Below are 23,731 nucleotides of genomic sequence, written 5' to 3' on the forward strand. Positions count from 1 at the left end.
CCGCAGGCGTATTCCCTGCGGTTTTTTGATTTATATACTCCCCCTCCTTCTAGCTCTTGCCCTGACATGAAATACAATTTCATGAAGGAGTGTTTGAACGTGCAACACAGAGCAACATCTGACGGAACCTTGCGTAAAAGTCTCAAAGCCCGCCATATGACGATGATCGCCCTCGGCGGTTCTATCGGAACAGGTCTGTTCCTCGCCAGTGGAGGCGCAGTTGCCGAAGCTGGACCCGGTGGTGCCCTGCTGGCTTATGCAGCAGTTGGCCTCATGGTCTACTTCCTTATGACCAGCCTCGGTGAGTTGGCTACATTTATGCCTGAATCCGGCTCTTTTAACACCTATGCAGGTCGCTTCGTCGATCCGGCTTTTGGTTTCGCCATGGGCTGGAACTTCTGGTACAACTGGGCGGTGACGATTGCTGCCGAATTGGCAGCAGCGACCGTGCTGATCAAATACTGGTTCCCGGAAAGTCACTCTGCCTGGTGGAGTCTGTTATTCCTGGCCGTAATCTTCGCACTGAACGCGTTGACCGTCAAAGGCTACGGTGAGTCTGAATACTGGTTCGCCATGATTAAAATTGTGACTGTGGTCATCTTTTTGACTGTAGGTGTGCTGATGATCTTCGGCATTATGGGTGGTCCTGCGGTCGGCTTTGCCAACTTCACGGTAGGAGACGCCCCGTTCCATGGTGGATTCTTTGCTGTACTGGGCGTATTCATGGCAGCGGGCTTTTCCTTTCAGGGAACGGAGCTGATTGGGGTAGCCGCTGGAGAGAGCGAAAATCCGCGTGAAAATGTGCCGCGCGCCATCCGTCAAATCTTTTGGCGCATCTTGTTCTTTTATATTCTCGCAATTCTCGTGATTGGATTGATCATTCCGTACACCAATCCGAATCTGCTGCGGGGAGATATCAGTGATATCGGGGTCAGCCCGTTCACGCTCGTATTTGAAAAAGCAGGGCTTGCGATTGCTGCCTCTGTTATGAACGCCGTTATTTTGACTTCCGTATTGTCGGCAGGTAACTCGGGTATGTACGCGGCCACTCGGGTACTGTACGCTTTGGCACGAGAAGGTAAAGCCCCGCGTTTCCTCGGACGTATCAATAGACGCGGCATTCCTATGAACGCGCTGCTGATCACGACCGCTGTCGGTATGCTAGCCTTTCTCGCCTCCCTGTATGGAGACGGTGTAGTCTATAACTGGCTGCTGAATGCTTCTGGAATGTGCGGATTTATTACGTGGGTCGGAATTGCAGTCAGCCATTATCGTTTCCGCCGTGCCTTTAATGCACAGGGTCACAGTCTGAGTGAGCTTCCATACAAAGCCCGTTGGTTCCCATTTGGCCCGTTATTCGCCTTCGCTCTGTGTATCATTGTCATTATCGGGCAAGGGGCGGATGCCTTCACCGGACAGGAGATTGACTGGAAAACGATGATCGCTACGTACATGAGTGTGCCGCTATTCCTTCTGCTGTGGCTCGGCTACAAATGGACCAAACGTACTAAAATCGTGCCATTAAAAGAATGTGATTTGAGCCCGGATGCTTCTTCGGATAAATAATAGAAGACATTAAAAAAAGCCCGTCTCCACATATCAGGGAGAACACGCTGGTAAACCTGGTCCAAGACTGTTTATCCGCATGTTCACCTGTATATGCCCGGAGACGGGCCTTTTCTTTTTCTATTTCTTTTTCTGTTTATTTGGAAGAAGCAGCTACTTCAGCTGATAAAGACATAGATAAGGCACGACGACTAAAAATACCGTATATGACAGCAATCAGCGTCAACCCTGCTGAAAACAAGTACAAATTAACGATACCCAAATGATCTGCAATCCAGCCCATTAAAAGCAGCGAAATACAAAACGTTAGGCTTGTCAGCGTAGCCTGGGCGGACAGCACCTTAGGCAAATCATGTACAGACACACTCATTTGCATCATCGTACGGCGGGATACGACGGACATTTCCGCAGGTAGTCCCATCAACAGCACGATAAGCAGCGTTAGTGGCGGTAATGTGTTCAGTGCATACCAAGCTGTCAGCAGCCCATAACCTGCCATCCCCGCCAACATGGCGGGCAGCAGTCTGCGCTGCAAATACTTGACGCAGGCGAGGACCACGATACCGCCGCCAATCGCTCCTGCAAAATACGCTGCATTGATGTATCCCCACCATGCCTCACTTTTGTGCAAGACCTGCTGAGCGAAAGCAAGCGTGAACGCGCCTACCCAAACCGAACCCCCTAGAAGGTCAATCATATCCATAAAAATAAGAGCTTTCAGTCTGCGACTGGCTCCGATGAGGCTCCAGCCTTCACGAAGTATTTCCTTTTTACGCTTGGGAGGTAGTGTGGGGCTCTCAGATTCCGGGCCATATAGTGTATCTTCCAACTGTGCAGGAGGCAAGTCATGATGCCCTTGCCCGGGTTCAGTTAGAGCTTCGAAAACTGAGACATCTCCACCTCGCACCCTTGTTCCAGGTTGCAGCAAATAATGAGCTTTGCCCTCTAGTGGATCTCGAATCAGGCTGGTGAAGATCATGGCTATCATATATAATCCGCCAGCAACCAGTAGTGTTTTTTCCGAACCTAGCATGGCTACGAGCACACCACTAAGCCCCCACCCCGCTAATTGCACCGTCTGATCGCTGACCGATACCAGACTGTTTGCCCGCATAAGTCCTTCCCCGGACGCAAGGCGAGGAATCAGCGCATTACGCGCAGGCGTAGTCCATCCGTCCAGAAAGGACATGGCTGCCACCAACGTAAACACAATCACCCATATCGGCTCCGTGCCTGCTGACCACAAGTGGCCCAGCAGAACAGCAAAGAAAGCCAGTTGCCCGAACTGAGAAACGAATAAAATAAAAGGAAGCTGGAATCGGGCCAAAATGAGCGGTGCTAAAAAGCCGCTGATCATCTGTGCCCCCATTCGCAGCAACGGAACGAGCACCGAAGAGAAGATGGAGTCTGTTTCATGAAAAACCAAAGACACAAGTGCCATAATATAAAGAATGTCGGCCGCATTGGACATGGTCTGCGTGCCAAGCAAATAGGTAAAGGAACGCCTGTGCATATAAATAAAATACTCCTTTGTTAATGTAGCTTTTTACAGCAGATGATTAGGTCCATTTCAGGGTTACCCGAAGATTGCCGGTACTTCCAAGGTCCGTAATCTGATAAGAAATGGATTTTAAGCCGAGTTGATATAAGGACTGTAAATCCTCCTTGAGACTTCGCTCTGTTCCCTGATAGGCGAAGGTAAGCGTCGTCCCTCCCTTATTTACAATCTTACGCACCTGTTCCTTGATGTCGGCGGATGATTTAACCAGACCCTTACCATCTTGCAGCGGATATTCGAGGGTATTGTACAGTTTTTGATACACAGCAGCCTTTGATCCTCCGGCAGCTACCAGTGCTGATAAGGTTTCCCGATACGATGTATTCGCCTGAGGATACGGTTTCACCCATGAGTGATCCCGCCGCATTTCGGTATCCGTCAGCAGATAATATGAAGTGCTTACTTCGTTCGCGCGATCTGGGGTTGGATCATCCCATGTCGTATCCATGTGATACCATCGACCATCTAATAAAACAAGATTCCATGCATGCAGCTGTCCCCCTGCTCTACCTTCCACAATCCGATTCGTAATGCCTGCACGTTCCAGCATTTTATAGGCTAGCAGTGAATAACCCTGGCAGACCGTGCTTCCCGTTTTCAGGCCATCGTAGGCTGTGTACTTTTGCTGTGCTTCATCATACTTCAGGCGAACGACGATCCAATCATGGATGGCCTTCACCTTCTCATGATCCGTCATTCCCTTCGTAATAATATCCCCCAGCACCGCTTTAACTGTGCTATCCACATAAGCTGTCTGTTCCTTCGTCTCCCGGTAGCTTAAACGAATCGTAACCTGAGCGGAGGTCGTTGTGCCTGTATAGCTGAATGCGTAGCTTTTGATCGTATAATTCACATACGGATCGCTCTCCATGGCCTGTTGGATGGCCGTCTGTAATTGCTGTTTGAGACCGTTCACTCGCCCTTGATATGTAAAGGTCAGCGTTTCACTCCGCGTAGCCATTGCCTGTAAAAGCTTGTTCTGAAGCTGCTGCGATGATACCGATGGAGCCGGCTTGATCGACGCCGCATACACATTGCTGCCCCACTCCACAGCCTGCGGCAGCAACACAGCCAGCGCTGCACCCGCAACCAGACATTTTACAAGCCTAACCCCGATTTTTCTGTTCATACAGAGCGTTCCTGCCCTTCTTAGCATAGTTATAAACAGCTCTATCTTACCATAAAAACAGTTGCCCCAAACGCTCTAGTTTTGTCGGTTGCAGACGAGTAATGGGACCGTTAAAAAGACAGGTTGCGACACACATACTCGGCGATATAACAGATGGGAGCAAGGGGCAAACATGTCGTTCGCAGCGAATTTTATCACAGCAATCTAAGTATCCTCATGATATGGTACTGGCATCGGAAGTAAATGATATTGATTCTCATTCTAGATCAGAAAGGCTGAACACCATGCCAGAATGTATTTCACTTCTTCGTACGCCACTAGGTCAGACTGTGCGTTTGCAATCCCTTGACCCTCTTCATCCATCATTGCGCCGCCGCTTGACAGACATGGGCATCAACGAAGGTTCCATCATACGCTTAAAAAAAATCAGTTTATTGGGCGGCCCGATCGTCATTGAATGCAACGGCCAACTGGTCGGCCTCCGTCAAAATCAAGTGAAACAACTGGAGGTCGTTCCGACATGGACATGATCGCTCTATTTGGCAATCCCAATACAGGAAAAACCTCATTATTCAACAAGCTGACTCGTACGTATGCAGAAGTAGGGAACTGGTCCGGCGTCACCGTGGAAAAGAAAACAGGGCTCCTGCGTGACAAGTCTGCCGTATTGGTGGATTTGCCAGGTGCCTACTCTTTACTCCCTCTTTCGCTGGATGAAGGTGTCGCAACCCGATATTTGCTGGAAGAGCCGCCTGCGGCCCTGATCAATATCGTGGATGCCTCCCAGCTCCAGCGTAATCTCTATCTGACCGTACAACTACTGGAATATGGCCGTCCCCTTGTACTTGGCTTAAACATGACTGACGTAGCTGATGCCACGGGTCTTCGCGTAAACAAGGAATTGTTGGCTGAACAATTGAACGTTCCCATCATTCCTATGGTGGCGCGCACAGGTAGTGGAAGTAAGCAAATGCTCGCATCTCTTCGAGAAGTAAGACATGCATCCAATACTTTTCAACTGGATTACGGCCCTGCCGTCGAAGCGGCTATTCATGATATTTGCAACTTACTGCCGGATGCATCTGTACCGCAACTCCGGTGGGCCGCACTGCAATGTCTGGAAAACAATCCTGTCGTCATGGAATGGATGACAGATGAGGTGCAGCGTGAACAAGTAACTGCGCGTATTCGCCATTGCGAAGAAGACCTGCTCAGTGAAGGCTGTGCCATCACGCCTGCTCAGCATATTCGTTCTGTACGAACAGCATGGATTGCTGATCTGTGTACCAAGGCACTCGACACCTCCAAGCTCAAGCCGCACAGCCTAACGGATAGGCTAGATGCACTATTAACTCACCGGTATCTGGGGATTCCGATCTTTTTGCTGCTGATGTACGCTACCTTCAAGTTCACCTTCGATTGGGCGGGTACGATCCTTTCAGATATGCTGGATGGATTTTTTTCAGGTGCACTCAGCAGTTGGATTTCTGAATTACTCGTTCACTTGAACGCGTCTGCCTTTACGCAAAGTCTAGTCGTGGACGGCATCGTGGCTGGAGTCGGGGGTGTGCTTGTTTTTCTGCCTCAAATTGCTATTTTATTTCTGATTATCTCGGTGATCGAAGACTCCGGGTATATGGCACGGGTCACGATACTAATGGATCGTCTGATGCAAGCCGTGGGCTTGAACGGGAAAAGCTTCATTCCCTTCATCATCGGATTTGGCTGCAATGTCCCTGCGATTATGGCAGCACGCACCATTGAACAGCCCAGAGAGCGTCTCATTACCACGTTGCTGGTGCCCTTTATGTCGTGTTCGGCCCGCCTGCCGGTATATGCGTTGTTTGCGGGTGTGTTTTTCCCAACACATGCGGCAAGCATCATCATGCTGATGTATGTGTTAGGAATCGTCGTTTCACTTATACTTGCCAAAATTTTTTCCAAAGTATCCATTTTGTCGGGTGAGCCCTCCCTCTTCATCGTGGAACTTCCTCCCTATCGAGTGCCGCAGGCTCTTACACTATTCCGCAGCACATGGGAGAAGGTTAAAGGCTTCGTCCGTAAAGCCGGAACCATTATTCTTGCAGGTTCCGTTGGCATCTGGCTCTTGTCCAATTTCGGTCCGCAGGGCTTCGGGGTAGAAATGGATGACAGCCTGCTTGCCACCGTTGGAGGTTGGTTCGCTCCATTACTGGCCCCTCTCGGTTTTGGCACCTGGCAAGCAGGCGCTTCCCTGCTCACAGGCTTTATGGCCAAGGAAGTTGTCGTATCAACGATGAATATTATTTACCACGTTCCTGATATGCAGGGACTTGAACTACAAGTCAGACATGCCTTTACACCGCTTGCCTCTTTTAGCTTTATGGTGTTCATTCTGTTGTATGTTCCGTGTCTGGCTACGGTAGCGGTCATTCGTAAAGAAACCCTTTCGTGGCGTTGGACCGCATTTTCTGTGATCTATCCTTTGACCGTCGCATATATCATCGCCGTCTTGATCTATCAGTGTGGCAGATTATTAGGTTGGGGTTAAGTCAGGCCCTACAGTAAATAAAAGGAAGTGGATTTCGTGATCAATATCATCATTTTATTGGCGATCCTCGGTTATAGTGCGTGGGTGCTGGTACGATTTTTGCGAAAAAGCCGTCAAGGCGCCTGTGCGGGGTGTTCGTCGAGCAAGTCATGTCCGGGTTGTGCGGCGAGCTCTATGCATGAAGATTATGCGAAAATCAAGAAAAGTATTTAATTCCAACTCATCATCACATGAAAAGCGGCTTCGGGGGTTTCTTACACCCGAAGCCGCTTCTTATTTACGCTTAAAGCTCACCGTATTCAGCGATACACTGCCAAATGCTCATTTAGCTCTCGCGTGTGCAAGTAAACTTCACGATACAGCTCGTATAGGCCTTCATACTGTGCCACACGGTCCGGGTTCGGCGAATATCTCGCTGCTTCACGCAGAAATGCTTCAGCACACGCTTGCAGAGATTCAAACCAGCCACTACCATAAGCAGCCAGCATGGCCGCCCCCAAGGCAGGTCCCTGCTCGCTTTCCAGCTTGATGATATCCGCGTTAAGAATATCTGCCTGCATTTGCAGCCATGCCTCATTACGCGCACCGCCGCCGATGGAAATCACTTCATTCACCGTTTTGCCCGTCCCTCTAAGAATATCTATAGATTCCTTGAGCGAAAACGTTATTCCTTCCAGTACCGCTCGTGTAAAATGCGCAAGCTTATGCCCCGCATCCATCCCGATAAAGCTGCCTCGAATGGTTGCATCTGGATGAGGTGTACGCTCGCCGACGATATAAGGCGTGAACAGTAGCCCTCGGCTGCCTGGCTCAATAGAGTTCACATCTGCCAATAGTGCATCAAAAGAATGCTGTGGTGCAAAGGTATCCTTAAACCAAGTCAAGCTGTATCCGGCCGCGAGCGTAACCCCCATAATATAATAAGCATCCTGCTCACTATGATTAAAAAAATGCGCCCGCCCCTGCACATCAATATCCTTGCGTTCCTCATAAGAAAGTACAACCCCTGAGGTGCCGATGCTGCATAGGGTGCGGCCTTCACTCAAAATGCCGGCACCAATCGCGCCACATGCGTTGTCCGCACCACCTGCAAAGACCTTCGTTTCAGGCGAAAGCCCGCTCTGCTCCGCAATCTCCGGCAATAGCGTACCCGTCTGATCAAAGGATTCCACCAGCGATGGGAACAGCGACAACGGAAGATCAAACGCGGCAGCGATCTCTTCGCTCCACTGCTTGTTCGCTATATCCAGCAGCAGCGTGCCCGCCGCATCCGAATACTCCGTCGCCAGCTCTCCTGTCAGACAGTAGCGCACATAATCCTTGGGTAGCATAAAATGTGCCGCACGGGCCAGCACGTCTGGCTCATGCTCCTGCACCCACAGCAGCTTGGGCAGCGTGAAGCCTTCCAGCGCGCGATTACGTGCGATATTCAGCAGGTCCGACCCGAGCTGTTCTTCAATACGACGGCATTGTGCTGTCGTACGCGTGTCATTCCACAGAATAGCCGGACGAAGCACTTGGCCTTCCTTGTCAGTCAGCACAAGCCCGTGCATCTGTCCCGAAAAGCTAATACCGTCTACGGCATCTGTGCCGCCGATTCCGGCCTTCTCCACAAGCTGTTTCAGTGATGCTAACGTGCCACTGACCCAGTCCTCAGGATGCTGTTCGCTATATCCTGCCTTCGGCTGATGGAGTGGATAAGACTGGGAGGTTTCATAAGCCACTTGACCCTTGAGGTTAACCAGCACCGTTTTGACCGCGCTGGTACCCAAATCTACGCCGATGACATAGCGTTCCTGCTCCTGATTTAGCTTCTCCTGCATCGGAGTTCCTCCTTCCCTGTTATCGTGTATTCCTTATTTTATATATGCTTAGTCAGCCAAAATGTATTGATTTAATGTTGCTTTCAGATATTCCTGGCGACCGGATACGTTTTTACGTGGTGTTTCGTTCGCCAGAGCATATTCAGCCAGAGAAGCAAGCGTTGCTTTTCCGGATACGATGTCTGCTCCAATACCTTCTTTAAAGCTGCTGTAGCGCTTCTCAATAAAGTCCTCAAACACACGATCCTCGATCAGTTTGGCAGCTACCTTCAGCCCCTTCGCATACGTATCCATACCTGCGATGTGCGCGAGGAACAAGTCTTCTGGCTCAAACGATGCTCTGCGTACCTTGGCATCAAAGTTGATACCACCACGGCCCAAGCCTTCATTTTGCAGCACTTCATACATCGTCAGGGTCGCATCATACAGATCAACCGGGAATTCGTCCGTATCCCAGCCCAGCAGCAAATCTCCCTGATTTGCATCCAGTGATCCCAGCATGCCGTTAATCCGTGCTACACGCACTTCATGATCAAAAGTATGACCCGCCAAGGTGGCATGATTAGCTTCCAGATTAAGCTTGAAATGTTGATCCAGATCATATTTTTGCAGGAAAGCAATCGTCGTCGCAGCATCAAAATCATACTGATGCTTCGTTGGCTCCTTCGGTTTTGGCTCAATCAGGAACTGAGCGTCAAAGCCAATTTCACGCGCATAGTCTACGGCCATATGGAACATACGTCCCAAATTGTCCTGCTCCAGCTTCAAATCCGTGTTCAGCAGTGTTTCGTAGCCTTCACGGCCTCCCCAGAAAACATAGTTATCTGCGCCCAGACGTTTGCCCACTTCCAGTCCTTTTTTAATCTGAGCAGCTGCGTGTGCGTATACATCTGCATTGCAAGTCGAGGCAGCACCATGCAAATAACGTGGATGGCTAAACATGTTCGCCGTGTTCCACAGCAGTTTTTTCCCCGTAGCTTTCATATGGTCCTCAATCAGATCCACGATGGTATCCAGATTGCTGTAAAATTCCTTCAATGACGCGCCTTCCGGTGCAATATCCACATCGTGGAAAGCGAAATAAGGTAAATTCAGCTTATCCAGCAGTTCAAAGGCAGCTTCCACACGTGCCTTCGCCAAATCCAGCCCGGTAAACTTGGACCATGGACGTTCCGCTGTTTCTACACCAAAAGGATCGGAGCCGCCTGCAACCAGTGTATGCCAGTAGGCCATGCTAAAACGTAAATGCTCCTCCATCGTTTTTCCCGCTACAATTTCCTGTGGATTATAAAATTTGAACGCAAAAGGATTGTCGGATTGCTTGCCCTCAAAGTTAATTTTAGATACCTGTTCGAAATAAGCCATTATAAGTTCCTCCTTTATAGTAAACGTTTACAAAAACGATTCTAGCACAGCCAAAAGACTTTGTCTATTGCTTAAACTAAGTTTGTTTTTATGATATAATATCAGGAATTACACCAACAGGAAGTGAATGAACCATGAATGTCACTGGCGATCAGGCGCTTGTCAAAAAGCTGAATAAATCCATTGTGCTGGAGCGTATTCGCCTTCATGCTCCGCTATCCCGGGCACAGTTATCCAGTCAAACTGGATTAAACAAGGCAACCGTTTCCAATCTGGTGGCAGAGCTCATTACCGATGGATTGGTGTATGAGACAGGATTAGGAGAATCCAGCGGTGGGCGTAAGCCTTTAATGCTGCTGTTCAATAGCCGTGCAGGCTTTGTACTCGGTATTGAGGTCAGCGTACAGTACATCAAGGGCGCTCTGACCGATCTGGCAGGTACCATTGAAACGGAGCTTACCTTTTCTCTAACCCAGCATGATCCCGCCTTTGTTATGGAACAGATTCGAAAGCTCGTTCAGGAGCTTATGCAGGTCACTCCTCCCTCCCCTCATGGTATTGTCGGCATTGGACTGGGGGTACCGGGTATGGTGGATGAGACCGGAACCGTGCTGTTCGCACCCAATCTGGGCTGGGAAGGGGTTCCGCTGCGGCAGCAGCTTGAGGCCGAGCTAGGTCTGCCCGTCGTAGTGGATAACGAAGCTAACGTCGGCGCACAGGGCGAGTTGTACTATGGTATGGACGGCGATCACCGACAGCAGGTGCGGGATCTGGTCTACATCAGTGCAGGGTCCGGGATCGGGGCCGGGATTATCATTGATGGCAAACCGTATCAAGGAGCTTGGGGGTACGCCGGAGAGACGGGTCATATGACTATTGATTGGAACGGACGACTCTGCTCCTGCGGTAGTCGCGGTTGCTGGGAGCTCTATGCTTCAGAGAAGGCGTATGTAGCATCCACATTGAAACTACCTGCACATAATACAGCGGAATTACTGCCGTTTGCTCAGCAAGGTGAAGTAAGTACATTAAGCGTCCTTGATGATATTGGGCGATATTTGGGTGTGGGTATTACCAACATTGTGAACAGCCTCAACCCCGGAATGCTTATCATCGGCGGTCCACTGGCGGAAGCCAGACCTTGGTTGGAGCAAAGTATGCGTGATGTGATTGACGAACGTGCCCTGCCCTATCATCGTCGGCAACTACAGATTCGTTTCTCCACGCTTGGCAGCCGTTCGACGATGCTAGGTGCCGCCTATGCGGCAACCGCTCCTTTTCTCGGGCGAGTACGTGTGTCCTTATAAGTAAAAAGGCACCCATTGCAGTATTAGCTGCGATGGGTGCCTTTTCTTAACCATATAACGATCATAGGACCGTCGTCTGCTGTTAGATTGGATTAAGCGTTCAACACTTTTTCAAACTTGGTTTTGTTCATACCGGAAATACGTTCTTCCCCGATCAAAGTCAATGGAACGGCACGAATACCCATATCCCAAACCTCTTGCGCATAAGCTTCATTCGTTTCGATGTTGCGTTCTTCGTACTCTACGCCTTTTTCACTCAAGTAGCTCTTTACTTGACGGCAATGCGGGCAGTTTGTAGATGTGTATACGATTGCTTTTTCCATGAATATCACCTCATCATTTATTTTGTTACATCATATTTATTCATATTTCCAAGAATCATTACAGAGCCAGTGCGCTGTGCTCCAAGCTTTCGATGTACTTCTCGCTGTCCATAGCAGCCATGCAGCCACTTCCTGCTGCGGTAATTGCTTGTCTGTAGCGAGTATCCTGTACGTCACCACAAGCGAATACGCCAGGCACGTTTGTTTCGGAAGTCCCCGGATTTACGACGATATAACCGTTCGCATCCGTTTTAATTTGCCCCTCGAGGAAGCCTGTATTCGGATGATGACCAATCGCCACGAATACGCCGCTAACCGTAATAACTTCCTCTTCACCTGTTGCATTATTCAGCACTTTCAAGCCAGTGACTCCGTTCTCGTCCGCAATCACTTCTACAGGAGTACGATTAAGTGCCCATTCAATTTTGTTGTTCGCACGAGCACGATCCTGCATAATTTTGGAGGCGCGCATTTCTTCACGACGATGCACCAACGTTACTTTAGAGGCAAAACGAGTCAGGAAATTGGCTTCTTCCAATGCAGAGTCTCCGCCGCCGATGACAACAATTTCTTTGCCACGGAAAAAGAAGCCGTCGCATGTTGCGCAAGTGCTTACGCCACGTCCGATATTATCCTGTTCACCGGGAATACCCAGGTACTTGGCAGTCGCTCCTGTGGAAATAATCAGCGTATCGGTAACCAGTTCACCCAAACCCTCTACATCCAAAGTAAATGGACGAGCAGTTGTGTCTACTTTGTTTACCCAGCCTGTGCGGAATTCAGCGCCAAAACGCTCCGCTTGCTTACGCATATTATCCATCAAATCGGGTCCCATGATTCCTTCAGGAAAACCTGGGAAATTTTCAACTTCCGTAGTCGTAGTTAATTGTCCGCCTGGCTGTGGTCCTTCGATCACCAGTGGGCTCATGTTAGCGCGTGCCAGATAAATTGCAGCGGTCAAACCGGCAGGGCCGGTACCTATAATAATGGACTTGTACATATCTTGGTTCCTCCTAAAATATCATAAGTATTATATAACGAGTTTTCGGAACCGGGCGCTGGGCAACTGCATATACTGTAAAAGTAATTCCGCCAGAAGCTTATCCCAAAATGTGGACACCCGGATATTACAAAAACGAATCACTTGTTTTGTAGCTTTTTATGACTTAGACTGATTCTAAATCCTAATTTCATTATGCGGAAATAGCTGTAAACAGTCAAATGAAGTTTTCATGAAGCGAAGCTTAAAGATAAATCAGGTATGGAGGGATTATCCCGATTATGAATGACGTTTTTGTAGGTAGCTTTATTTCTGCCCTGTCCACTGGACTCGGCGCCGTGCCCATACTGTTTATGCGTAATATCACGCATCGGCTTCGCGATGTTCTGTTGGCTTATGCCGCAGGAATTATGACCTCTGCCTCCGTGTATAACCTCATTCCCGAAGCGATCCAGCATTCCAATTGGTTCGTGCTGACTGCGGGAATTCTGCTCGGCTGCCTCGTATTACTGGTGATGGAGATGTACATTCCCCATGCGGATTTGGAGGACCCAGATTCCAAGACCTTTCAACTGGAATCCAAATCTTTTCTCATCATCGCAGCTATTACATTGCACAATTTACCGGAAGGACTCTCTGTTGGGGTCAGCTATGCGAGTGAGACTCACAATCTCGGCAATCTGATCGCCTTCTCTATCGGCCTGCAAAATGCCCCGGAAGGCTTTATCGTAGCGTTGTTCCTTGTGAATCAAAACATCGGCCGTTTCAAGGCCTTGGGCATTGCTACCCTCACCGGAGCTGTGGAAATCATTACGAGTCTGATCGGCTTTTATTTGAGTAGCTGGGTGAACGGACTGGTACCTTACGGCCTTGCTTTTGCCGCCGGAGCCATGATGTTTATCGTCTACAAGGAACTGATTCCCGAGAGTCACGGGGATGGCAACCAGCGGATCGCCACATTCTCTTTTATTCTCGGCTTAATTACGATGATTGGGCTAACCGAATGGCTATAGCCGAGCAACACAAAAAGGCTGCTTATCTGCCTGTAATCCAGACAGATAAGCAGCCTTTTTGGCATGTTCATATGGAGATACGTCATTTTTTTTGGTTCATGGAGCGCAGTGCTTCACGGTACTGCTCGTCCTCACTTTTGTAAGTCTCCTTCTCTCCATTGGATATTGGAGAACGTCTTTCCTTTTCTTCGTCCTTTTTGGTAAAACCACGTAAAGCCGCACGATAATCCTGATCTCCGTAAGCATCTTTAATATTCTCGCGATCTTTTTCCACCTTCTTATCCGTCTGGATATCAGGCACCTTGTGTTGTTCCTCCGCATGATGCTCTTCGACATCGATATCCTTAGGAGGCGTCTCTTGCGCAGGATCTATCCATTCACGCGCCTCGGGTTCCACCTGTACAGGATAAGGACGTTTGCTTCTTTGCCGTGAGTCCTCTTCGGTAGAGCGAGTCTTGGAAGAGGACTTGCGCGTCATCTTCGTATTAAATACCAGCAAAAAAATAAAGGCAACCGCAGCTACTACGATAAAAGCAATGGTCATCGACGGCCTCCTATTCTCTTTCAGCGCTACGGTACCGTCCCGCTATTTCAGCGACCCGTTTGCCCAAAGAGCGGCCTAGTGCAAGATCATCACCCGTTGGAAGATTAGGTGGTCCATTGGGGTCAGTCTCCACCGGACATGTTATCCCTACGCCGTAATAGGAGCCGTATAATGCATTTTCCGTAATATTGGCGGGCAGTCCTACAATAATCATGCCTTGATGAAGCATTGGAGTAATCAAATTCAGAAGTGTGGATTCCAATCCACCATGAACGGTAGCGGTTGTGCAAAACACAGCGCCGATTTTGTCCACCAGCTTGCCCTGCGCCCACAGATACCCCAGCTTATCAATCCAGCTTTTCAGACCGCTGCTGATCGTACCAAAATGCCCCGGACAACCCCATAGGATCGCATCCACACTCACTAGCTCATTCACATCGGCCTCATTTACATGCTTTAACAACACTTCCGTGTGCTCAAGGTGTGCTCCTTCTGCAATTGAGCGTGCGAGACGTTCGGTATGCCCATTTTCACTGTCATATACAATCATGATTCTGGTCGTCGTCATTATGCGCATCATCCTTTGTCAGCAAAATCATCCTTTTCGCATGCGCTCTTAACCTTGCCCAAAATCCATCTGAATATTATGAATCGTTTGACGCATACTTTGAAAATCCAAGAACTAGGGAGGCATGTTAACACATGAATTCACGCGCCATATTAGTCAACTTGCTAGTTATTATCATTATTCTGGCAGGAGGTGGAGCCGCCGCCTATTACTACAATCAATCCGCCAACTACATAAAAACCGATAACGCCCAAGTGAGTGGACAAGCGGTTACCGTTGCCTCTCCAGGCGCTGGCAAGCTCACAGGCTGGAATGCTGAAGTTGGTAAAACCTACACCGCTGGAAGCACACTGGGTAATGTAGAAGGAGGCGGAAGCCGAATTAGCGTTACGATTCCAACCGATGGTACCATCGTGCAGCAATCTGCGGTCAACAACTCGATTGTTGGGGCAGGCACGCCTTTAGCGAAGGCTTTTGATCTAAACAATTTATGGATTACCGCCAATATAGACGAAACAGCAGTACAGGATCTACAAGTAGGACAAACCGTAGATGTATATATTGATGCTTACCCGGATACGTCCCTGAGCGGTAAACTCGAAAAGATCGGCCTGGCGACCGCATCGACCTTTTCACTACTGCCCACTTCCAATACCACTGCCAACTATACCAAGGTGACGCAGGTCGTGCCTGTCAATATTTCCATTCAAGGTTACAAGGGGCTGGGCATTATCCCGGGAATGAGTGCGACCATCAGAGTTCACAAGTAGGGGGCTGTCATGGATCAAAAAATGTCCGTCGGACGTATTCTGTCCGTGCTGCTGCTAGGCGCCTTCATTTCGATTTTGAATCAAACGCTGCTTAACGTGGCCATTCCACACTTAATGAATGATTTCAATGTGTCTGCCACAACCGTTCAATGGCTTTCCACCGGATATATGCTAACCAACGGGATTTTGATTCCTATCACTGCTTTTCTGATTGAGTCCTTCGGAACACGTGCGCTGTTCATCTCCGCGATGGGGTTATTTACTGCCGGGTCTGTCGTCTGTGCTGCCAGTACCGGCTTTGCGCCTATGCTGGTTGGACGTGTTATCCAGGCCAGCGGAGCAGGCATCATCATGCCTGTGGTGATGAACGTGTTCCTGACTGTGTTTCCTCCAGAAAAACGGGGCGCTGCCATGGGTACTATGGGAATCGCCATGATGTTTGCCCCGGCGATTGGACCAACTTTATCCGGCTATATTGTGGAGCATTACAGCTGGCGGCTGCTATTTTTACTTGTTATTCCGCTGGCGGTCATTGATATTCTGTTTGCCATACGCTGGCTCAAAAATGTATCCAAGCTAACGAAACCGAACTTTGACCTGCTGGGAACCATCTTTTCCACCCTTGGGTTTGGCTTCCTGCTGTATGGCTTTAGTTCAGCTGGGGACAAAGGCTGGGGTAGCAATACAGTAATACTCACACTCGCTGCCGGGATTGTGTTTATTGTATTGTTTATCGTGCGCGAGCTGAACATGCTACAGCCGATGCTGGAGTTCCGTGTGTTTAAATATGATATTTTTACTGTATCAACCTTAGTCGGGGCTACCGTCAACATGACGATGTTTGGCGGTATGCTGCTGCTGCCAATCTATTTGCAAAATATACGCGGCTTTACACCGTTGCAATCCGGTCTGCTGCTGTTGCCGGGTGCACTGCTGATGGGTGTGATGTCACCCATATCAGGGGCAGTATTTGACCGTATAGGCGCAAGGCCGTTGGCGATCATTGGGCTGATCATTACGGCAGTCACGACCTGGGAATTCAGTCTGCTGACCGATGCCACCACCTACGGACATATTATGATCATCTATACGATTCGCAGCTTTGGAATGTCATTGCTGATGATGTCGGTCCAGACGGAAGGGTTAAACCAGCTACCTGCCCATCTCGGCAGCCATGGTACAGCCATGTCCAATACAGTGCGGCAAATTGCTGGGTCTATCGGTACCGCTTGGCTCATTACTGTTATGAGCAGCCGGACCACGATTCATGTAGCGGATTATGCGAATGTCGCTACCACCGCCAATGTTCCTTTAACCGAAGGGGTAGCACAGTTGGGACAAACTCTCGCGCAAACGGCGGGCATTTCAACAGAAGCTGGTTCATCGTTGGCACTACAACAGGTGTACCGAAGTGCCGTTACCGAATCGACGATCCATGGCATTAATGATGCCTTTATCATTGCTACAGGGATTGCACTAGCGGGGCTATTGTTTTCCTTGTTCTTACGACGGTCTACGCCACGCCGAAGATAGGTGTACAGCATTGCGAGTCTGCAAAGAAGGAGCATTCACCCCCTTGGATTTTAAGAGGGTTGAATGCTCCTTCCTGTTTGTCATCTTATAATTATGCCTATGACCGCAATAAGCGCAGGCCATTCAAAATGACCAGTAATGTGCTACCTTCATGCCCAATAACCCCAAATGGCAGGGCGATATCTTGCACAAAGTTGCTGATTACAAGCAGCAAAATGACACTTACTGCGAAGACCATATTTTGTTTGACTACCCGCTGTGCCTTGCGCGCCAGTGCTATCGTCGGAGCAATCTCCTCGATTCCATCGTTCATCAGCACCACGTCAGCGACCTCTAGCGCTGCTCCGCTGCCATGCATCCCCATGCCTAGTCCTACGGTTGCCGCTGTCAACGCAGGAGCGTCGTTTACACCGTCGCCGACCATGACGACATGCCCGTACTGCTCCCGCAGCATGCGAATATGGCTGACTTTGTCCTCCGGCATTAAGCCAGCATATACGGCGTCGACTCCTGCCTGCTCCGCGATCACAGCGGCCGTTTCTGGGCGGTCTCCGGTCAGCATGACGACCCGGATACCCTGCGCTTGCAGGCGTTTCACGGACTCTTGAGCCTGCGGACGCAGCTCATCGCGTAGTGCCAGCATTCCGGCAATCCGATCATCCGCGAGGATGATGGATACGGTTTTGCCCTCAGCTTCCAGCTGGGCCCGACATTCCACCCACTCTGGCTCTACCAAAGAACCAGGTACATCCAGCACATCTGTGCGACCGATTTTCCACTTCACCCCGCCAATTATGCCTTCCATCCCCCATCCAGTGAGTGCCTGCACTTGCTCAGTTGGGAGAAGCTCTCTCTGTCCCAATTCAGTTTCGGCTTTGGCTACAATCGCTCGCGCCAGCGGATGCAAAGAATAACTTTCAATTGTGGCGACAATGTGCAATAGCTCATCGGCATCATATTCTGCGGCGGTAATCCAATCTGTGACGACAGGTGACCCCATCGTTAACGTGCCTGTTTTGTCAAAAGCAACAACAGAAGTCAATGCCATATTCTCCACATGTGCGCCACCTTTGAACAAAATCCCCCGTCGGGCACGGTTGGAAATGGCTGATAGCATCACTGGCATAATGGATGACACGAGTGCACAGGGTGAGGCCACGACGAGAAACACCATAGCCTTGTAGAACGCTGCTGCCCAAGTCCAGCCTAATGCTATGGGTGCACCGACAATGACGATCAGCGTGACAGCAACAACAATTCGGGCGTACACCGATTCGAACGTTTTAATAAACCGCTGGGAATCAGGAACTTCGGTCTGAGCCTCTTCCACCATACGAATGATTTTTGAAAATAAAGTGTCCTCGGAGGACTGGCTAACCTCTACATATAGCACGCCTTCTCCATTAATGGTACCCGCATATACTTCGTCACCTGCCACCTTATTTACCGGAACAGATTCCCCGGTAATCGATGCCTGATTCACAGCCGAAACGCCCTTGGAGATTCGGCCGTCCGCCGGAATCAGTTCGCCCGGTTTCACCAGCAGCAGGTCGCCTGGCAATAGCTGCTCAATGCCGACCGTTTCCGTCCCTTCGCGAGACAAGCGCAAAGCCGTTTCCGGCTTCAACGCCATAAGCTCAGAGATATCCTTACTACTACGCTCGGTGGTATAGCTCTCCAGCGCACCGCTGAGTGCAAAAATAAAGATCAGCATGGCTCCTTCATTCCAATAGCCAATGGCCGCAGCTCCTAGGGAGGCAGCGATCATGAGCAGATTAACATCCAAATCATGTTCTCGGATTAGTGTTTCAACCCCTTCTCTGGCTTTGGACCAACCCCCAAGGGCATAGGATACTACATAAAGAATGACCGATAGCCATTGCCACCAATGTGAGACCCCCCATGCCATCAGCATCAGCAATCCACTACCTAGAGCAGCTTGCATCTCCTTGTTTTTCAGCATGCTTTTAAGCTGAAATTGCGGCTTGCGATTCGGACCGGGGCGTCCGCTGCCGTTTTTTGAAAAGGTTCGGTTAGAGGAAGACAATGTATCTTGTAATCGTTGAACAGCTTGCATCATGTCACGTTCCTTTCCGTATTTTGTTCTTTGTACTAGCATCTCATTGAGAATGATATCCATTGTTAAGTGCCCTAAAATAGCACATGCTGCTTCGGGAAGCCCGAAGCAGCATGTTTAGCAATGAGAATGATAATCATTTTTGCATTTATACAATTATTTTGGTTTAGAGAAACTTTTGTTATATTATATACCTTTTCTTTTCCACTTGTAAACCAGTAATGGCCTAAATAAAAAAAGATACCCGCGCAAACACCGCAGGTATCCTCCATATTTAGAGCATCCGATTCAGGATTTGCAAAAATCGATTCCAGTCGCTCCAAAGTGTAATATATAGACGAACTAGGCCATTTCGATCTATATTTTGTTCTTTGAAAATCGCTTATTGGATTTTTGCAAAATCCTCTATTACATGAATTCAGGTTATCTTCAGGCTAAAGGAAACTTCCACGCATGGTTGTGTGCAGCCCCAGAAGTGTGCTGACGATCTGCGGGCTGTTGCAGTCCCAAACGCGCAGCTGCAAGGCGTGCGGCGGGAACTGCTGTGTCCGGGCAAATGACCCCCGTCAGCTTATTCTCCCAGATCGAAATCCCATCCAGAGAATGGTCAACTTCATCTATTGCTACCCATAAAGGAAGCTCAGGCTTTACACGCCGAACAGCTTCCATTATGCATTTTATCGTATCACTAGTATCCTCATGACCATCGACACCGGATGGAATCAACTGATCCTCAGCCCTAATGCCATCAAATGGAGTTGGTATGACTTCTAAAATGACCGTATCGGCAAAACGTGCCAGATCGGCAGCTTGAGCCACCTGCTTGATCTGTCGTGCGCTCACTTCGGACATGTTATTGGAATTGGCTGACTCCCCCGACCGTGCGGCTTGCCTGTTCCCTGTTTGGCTTACGTTAGGCACCAAAGACGGGTCAACTGTCAAAAGCACGCCTACCCGATATGGAATGCACCGAAGGCGCCCGCATAAAGTCTGCTCTGCAACGCCGTCAATCCAGTCTCGCGTTGCCCGGAATTCGTCCACGTCCGCCGGATTGCGCACTATAATCTCCAGCTTGGGTTCTCCCCCCTGCCGCACGCTCCGCAACGCCGCACGCAGTAATGCCTCCAGCTGCATATCTTGCAAGCTTCCAATACCCACTGCATTGTTCTGCTCAATTAGAGCTATAGCGATTGGTGATCCGTTCAAAGACTCGAATAAGCTTTCATATTCTGTTTCCAGCAAACTGATAATTCGGCGGGACAAATGCTCACACAATCCAGGCAAGCCAGATGCCTGGTTAAAGGTTTTGTACGTGTCAGATGCACGTGATCCGGGAATAAGGATGGGATCAGGCTCCCCGTCAGAAGCATGAATCGTCTGTCCAGACTCTGCTACGTCCAGATAGGCATAGCATAGTTCCCCCACGCGTCCAGATGCCTGTGACAAGGGACCATGCAGAAGACTATAACCGTCAAGACCACGTATTCCTGATGCTGTCTCTGTACTTATACGACTCATACCTGCAGGAGCATCGGCATAAATCCGTATGGAGGTGCGTCTGTATTCATCGCTCCATTCTAGGAGTGTGTCCATTGCATGCCCCCTACCGTTGCCGTTATTCAGCATCGTTTCCCCAAGTAATTCCGGATTCGCAGCCATCAAAGCCTCCGCTCGACTGATTACGCCCTGCTCAGCTAAATCAACCAGCCAGCTCAACGGATCTTCCTCCTGCGTAGCAGATACTTCATGGCTGCCTGCCCTTAGCGTCTCCATAGCCAACCTCTGTGCAGCAGCCTCCATAACGGGCCCTGGAACTTTGAGATCCCGGCTATTTTTGCCACCCAACAGTTCTGCGAATACATGCATCAGTTTAGCCTCCATGCTATTAATCCATCCTTTCTTCCGTCAGCAAGTTGGCACACACGAATTCGAGTACCCCTCCAAATAAAGAAAACGCTTACTCATAATGGAGCAACCGAATCTTACATGGGCCTTACTTGTAAAGCCCCTACCTTAACGTATTAGGCACGCCTCGCATTTATACATCTCAGCACAACTACCATACATCATAAAAAACCTCAGTATACTGCTGACACGTGACCTCTCGAAAAAGGAACCTATAAAATAAACACCCCCGGTTTTCACAGGATGCCTACATCCGATGTTAACCCGGGGGTGTTTATTTTTTACTCGTAAGAACGAACCTTCAATACACGCATCACATTCAATACGGCTAGCAATGTTACACCTACATCGGAAAATACAGCCTCCCACATCGTAGCAATACCGAATGCTCCCAGCGTAAGAAACACAGCTTTGACACCTAGTGCAAAAATGATGTTTTGCCATACGATACGACGTGTGCGCTTGGCGATATGGATGGCCGTAACCAGCCTTGAAGGCTCGTCGTTCATGATTACGATATCTGCCGCCTCAATCGCAGCGTCCGAACCCAAGCCACCCATCGCTACACCGACATCGGCCAGCGCCAGTACGGGTGTATCATTGATTCCATCGCCCACGAACAAAATTTTGTCGCTCGTTTTTTTACTTGCAGACAACTGCTCGATGGCTTCGGCTTTGTGCTGAGGTAACAGCTCTGCCCTTACTTCATCCAAACCCAGCTGTCGTCCTACAGCCTCGGCAACTGTCCGATTGTCACCCGTCAGCATGATGGTTTTCACCACACCCAACTTTTTCAGTGAAGTAACCGTTTGGGCTGCGTCTTCCTTAACCTCATCTGAAATCAGAATGCACCCGGCATACGTTCCGTCTACCGCCACATGTACGACCGTTCCTTCATCCAGCGTCCCTGCTTGCTGCGCCACGTTAAAAACAACATGTTCCCGCTCCATCAGCTTGGCGTTCCCGGCCGATACCAGACGACCATCTATTTGTGCCTGAATCCCGTGACCGGATATTTCACTATACTGCTGAACCCGTTCTGCTCTGAGTTCTTTACCGTAGGATTCACGCAAAGATGCAGCAATAGGATGTGTCGAATGCAGCTCCGCCAAAGCGGCGGTTTCGAGCAGGGTTTCGTTTGTAAAATCCCCGGCAGGATAAATCCCTGTTACACGGAAAACACCTTTGGTGAGTGTGCCTGTTTTATCAAAAACAGCGTATTTTACATGATTCAGAGCTTCAAGATAATTCCCGCCCTTGATCAGAATACCTGAACGGGAGGCTGCCCCGATTCCCCCAAAGAAGCCCAGTGGAATAGATACTACCAGCGCACATGGACAAGAAATAACGAGGAAAACAAGCGCACGGTACACCCAATCTGCAAATTGTGCACCTGGCACAACAAGCGGTGGAACAACCGCCAACAACAGCGCTACAATAACCACTACGGGAGTATAGTATCTGGAAAATTTCGTGATAAACTTTTCAGTCGGCGCTTTTTTGGCACTCGCATTTTGCACTAATTCCAAAATTTTAGAGACCGCGGATTCACTAAACTCTTTGCTAACCTCTACCGTTAGAAGCCCGTTCGTATTGATAAATCCACTCAACACGCTACTTCCCGGCTCCACAGTACGAGGCACCGATTCACCAGTCAACGCAGAAGTATCCACATGCGATTTACCATCTACAACTTTACCGTCCAGCGGGATCTTCTCGCCTGGCTTAATCACAATCAAATCCCCAATGCGAACGTCTTCTGGGGACACCCTCCGCACAGACTCAGCCGTCTTCAGGTTGGCATAGTCCGGTCTAATATCCATCAGATCACTGATGGACTTACGTGAACGGTTAACTGCAATGCCTTGAAACAGCTCTCCGATTTGATAAAAGAACATGACAGCTACGCCTTCGGGGTATTCACCAATCGCAAATGCACCAACAGTAGCCAGGGTCATCAGGAAGTACTCGTCAAAGGCCATTCCACGCACCAAACTGCGTGCAGCCTGCAAGACAACATCACCGCCAACGATGATATATGCCAGTAAAAATAGGGCCAGCTTGCCTACACCTTCGACAGGTAACCACCAGGCAACAGCCGCAACGACCGCACCAATAGCCAAACGCGCAATCATGCGGCGCATACCGTCCGTACCGTGATCATGCGTATGCCCAGCGTGGCTATCATCTCCATGCGAATGTGAATGAGCATGGGTGGATTCACCATGTTTGTGCTCTGCATGGTGGTTGTGATGCTCGTGTGCATGATCGCCGTGGTCGTGTCCATCGTGCGTATGGGCTTGCTCGCCATGTGCTTCATGACGGTGACCGACACGGCTGTAAGCTGCATCTTGCCCGCCGTCGTGTGTATGTCCTTCACCATCATGCTCATGACCGCATGCACAATCATCTGTGCTACCAGTCTGTACTGTACCAGCGTCGCTTGGGCTGTCTTCACGCAGGCGTCCACGGGCACTTTTTACCACCATCCGAACATGTGGCTCGAGTCTGTGAACCTTTCGTTCCGTTTGGCGAAATATCTCTTCTTTTTGATCCGAACTTGTGGTCATCGTCAACGTTTTCGTAACAAAATTGACCGAGCAATCCATGACCCCTTCTATTTTACTGACTCCATTTTCAATCTTGAGAGCACAGTTGGCGCAATCCAAACCTTCCAAAATCCATTCATGCCGTTCCGTTCTTTTTAGAGCATCCATAGT

Annotated in this window: 20 protein-coding genes; 8 read left to right on the forward strand and 12 right to left on the reverse strand. The window is 49.4% G+C overall.

Annotated features, from left to right (window positions below; all coding sequences use genetic code 11):
- Nucleotides 1–99 precede the first annotated feature (99 nt).
- The gene (locus MKY75_RS20840) at nt 100–1,566 is read left to right on the forward strand and encodes an amino acid permease (RefSeq protein WP_029519205.1); all 1,467 of its coding nucleotides are present in this window, start codon (nt 100–102) and stop codon (nt 1,564–1,566) included.
- 136 nt (nt 1,567–1,702) lie between these two features.
- Here MKY75_RS20840 and MKY75_RS20845 read toward each other — a convergent pair whose 3' ends face one another.
- Nucleotides 1,703–3,079 (reverse strand): MFS transporter, encoded by a 1,377-nt coding sequence (locus MKY75_RS20845; RefSeq protein WP_029519207.1) that lies wholly within the window; start codon nt 3,077–3,079, stop codon nt 1,703–1,705.
- 46 nt (nt 3,080–3,125) lie between these two features.
- Nucleotides 3,126–4,253: a transglutaminase domain-containing protein gene (locus MKY75_RS20850; protein ID WP_029519208.1), complete on the reverse strand. Its 1,128-nt coding sequence runs from the start codon at nt 4,251–4,253 to the stop codon at nt 3,126–3,128.
- A gap of 284 nt (nt 4,254–4,537) precedes the next feature.
- On the opposite strand from MKY75_RS20850, the gene MKY75_RS20855 reads away from it, so the two are divergent.
- The 3 genes from MKY75_RS20855 to MKY75_RS20865 are packed head-to-tail and all read left to right on the forward strand — an operon-like array spanning nt 4,538 to nt 6,996.
- Nucleotides 4,538–4,783 (forward strand): FeoA family protein, encoded by a 246-nt coding sequence (locus tag MKY75_RS20855; protein WP_029519210.1) that lies wholly within the window; start codon nt 4,538–4,540, stop codon nt 4,781–4,783.
- The gene (gene feoB / locus MKY75_RS20860; RefSeq protein WP_340886380.1) at nt 4,774–6,783 is read left to right on the forward strand and encodes a ferrous iron transport protein B; all 2,010 of its coding nucleotides are present in this window, start codon (nt 4,774–4,776) and stop codon (nt 6,781–6,783) included. Before MKY75_RS20855 ends, feoB begins: the two co-directional genes overlap by 10 nt.
- Nucleotides 6,784–6,819: 36 nt before the next feature.
- Nucleotides 6,820–6,996, forward strand: coding sequence for a FeoB-associated Cys-rich membrane protein (locus MKY75_RS20865; protein ID WP_080658679.1), 177 nt, complete (start codon nt 6,820–6,822; stop codon nt 6,994–6,996).
- Nucleotides 6,997–7,082: 86 nt separating this feature from the next.
- Here the strand turns inward: MKY75_RS20865 and xylB are convergent, their stop codons facing one another.
- Nucleotides 7,083–8,606 carry a xylulokinase gene (xylB, locus tag MKY75_RS20870; protein ID WP_340886382.1) on the reverse strand — a complete coding sequence of 508 codons (1,524 nt, stop codon included), beginning with the start codon at nt 8,604–8,606 and terminating at the stop codon, nt 7,083–7,085.
- Between the two features lie 48 nt (nt 8,607–8,654).
- Nucleotides 8,655–9,971: a xylose isomerase gene (gene xylA / locus MKY75_RS20875; protein ID WP_039273722.1), complete on the reverse strand. Its 1,317-nt coding sequence runs from the start codon at nt 9,969–9,971 to the stop codon at nt 8,655–8,657.
- A 134-nt stretch (nt 9,972–10,105) separates the two neighbouring features.
- Here xylA and MKY75_RS20880 point away from each other — a divergent pair, with 134 nt between their 5' ends.
- A complete protein-coding gene (locus MKY75_RS20880; RefSeq protein ID WP_340886384.1) occupies nt 10,106–11,278 on the forward strand; it encodes an ROK family transcriptional regulator in 1,173 nt (390 codons plus the stop codon).
- Nucleotides 11,279–11,370: 92 nt separating this feature from the next.
- Here MKY75_RS20880 and MKY75_RS20885 read toward each other — a convergent pair whose 3' ends face one another.
- Complete coding sequence (locus MKY75_RS20885) at nt 11,371–11,601, reverse strand: glutaredoxin family protein (RefSeq protein ID WP_069012164.1); 231 nt, start codon at nt 11,599–11,601, stop codon at nt 11,371–11,373.
- Nucleotides 11,602–11,659: 58 nt separating this feature from the next.
- On the reverse strand, nt 11,660–12,601 hold the full coding sequence (gene trxB, locus MKY75_RS20890; protein ID WP_340886386.1) for a thioredoxin-disulfide reductase: 942 nt from the start codon (nt 12,599–12,601) through the stop codon (nt 11,660–11,662).
- A 281-nt stretch (nt 12,602–12,882) separates the two neighbouring features.
- On the opposite strand from trxB, the gene MKY75_RS20895 reads away from it, so the two are divergent.
- Nucleotides 12,883–13,614, forward strand: coding sequence for a ZIP family metal transporter (locus MKY75_RS20895; protein ID WP_013311970.1), 732 nt, complete (start codon nt 12,883–12,885; stop codon nt 13,612–13,614).
- An 82-nt stretch (nt 13,615–13,696) separates the two neighbouring features.
- On the opposite strand, the gene MKY75_RS20900 is transcribed toward MKY75_RS20895, so the two are convergent.
- Together MKY75_RS20900 and MKY75_RS20905 are read right to left on the reverse strand one after the other, a co-directional pair.
- Nucleotides 13,697–14,158, reverse strand: coding sequence for a hypothetical protein (locus MKY75_RS20900; RefSeq protein WP_165149442.1), 462 nt, complete (start codon nt 14,156–14,158; stop codon nt 13,697–13,699).
- A gap of 10 nt (nt 14,159–14,168) precedes the next feature.
- The gene (locus tag MKY75_RS20905; protein WP_165149444.1) at nt 14,169–14,726 is read right to left on the reverse strand and encodes an NAD(P)H-dependent oxidoreductase; all 558 of its coding nucleotides are present in this window, start codon (nt 14,724–14,726) and stop codon (nt 14,169–14,171) included.
- A 134-nt stretch (nt 14,727–14,860) separates the two neighbouring features.
- On the opposite strand from MKY75_RS20905, the gene MKY75_RS20910 reads away from it, so the two are divergent.
- Together MKY75_RS20910 and MKY75_RS20915 are read left to right on the forward strand one after the other, a co-directional pair.
- Entirely contained in the window at nt 14,861–15,496 is a 636-nt protein-coding gene (locus MKY75_RS20910; RefSeq protein ID WP_025724158.1) for an HlyD family secretion protein, read from the forward strand.
- 9 nt (nt 15,497–15,505) lie between these two features.
- The gene (locus tag MKY75_RS20915; RefSeq protein ID WP_340886389.1) at nt 15,506–17,029 is read left to right on the forward strand and encodes a DHA2 family efflux MFS transporter permease subunit; all 1,524 of its coding nucleotides are present in this window, start codon (nt 15,506–15,508) and stop codon (nt 17,027–17,029) included.
- Between the two features lie 97 nt (nt 17,030–17,126).
- Here MKY75_RS20915 and MKY75_RS20920 read toward each other — a convergent pair whose 3' ends face one another.
- From MKY75_RS20920 to MKY75_RS20935, 4 genes are all read right to left on the reverse strand, one after another.
- On the reverse strand, nt 17,127–19,106 hold the full coding sequence (locus MKY75_RS20920) for a heavy metal translocating P-type ATPase (RefSeq protein WP_340887110.1): 1,980 nt from the start codon (nt 19,104–19,106) through the stop codon (nt 17,127–17,129).
- 74 nt (nt 19,107–19,180) lie between these two features.
- Nucleotides 19,181–19,429 carry a hypothetical protein gene (locus tag MKY75_RS20925; protein ID WP_340886392.1) on the reverse strand — a complete coding sequence of 83 codons (249 nt, stop codon included), beginning with the start codon at nt 19,427–19,429 and terminating at the stop codon, nt 19,181–19,183.
- Between the two features lie 106 nt (nt 19,430–19,535).
- Nucleotides 19,536–20,987, reverse strand: a complete 1,452-nt coding sequence (locus MKY75_RS20930) for a PEP-utilizing protein (RefSeq protein WP_340886394.1) — start codon at nt 20,985–20,987, stop codon at nt 19,536–19,538.
- Nucleotides 20,988–21,292: 305 nt separating this feature from the next.
- On the reverse strand, nt 21,293–23,728 hold the full coding sequence (locus MKY75_RS20935) for a heavy metal translocating P-type ATPase (RefSeq protein WP_340886397.1): 2,436 nt from the start codon (nt 23,726–23,728) through the stop codon (nt 21,293–21,295).
- Between the last annotated feature and the right edge of the window lie 3 nt (nt 23,729–23,731).

It is taken from the genome of Paenibacillus sp. FSL L8-0663, assembly GCF_038008125.1.
GTDB classification, from domain to species: Bacteria; Bacillota; Bacilli; order Paenibacillales; family Paenibacillaceae; genus Paenibacillus; species Paenibacillus polymyxa_D.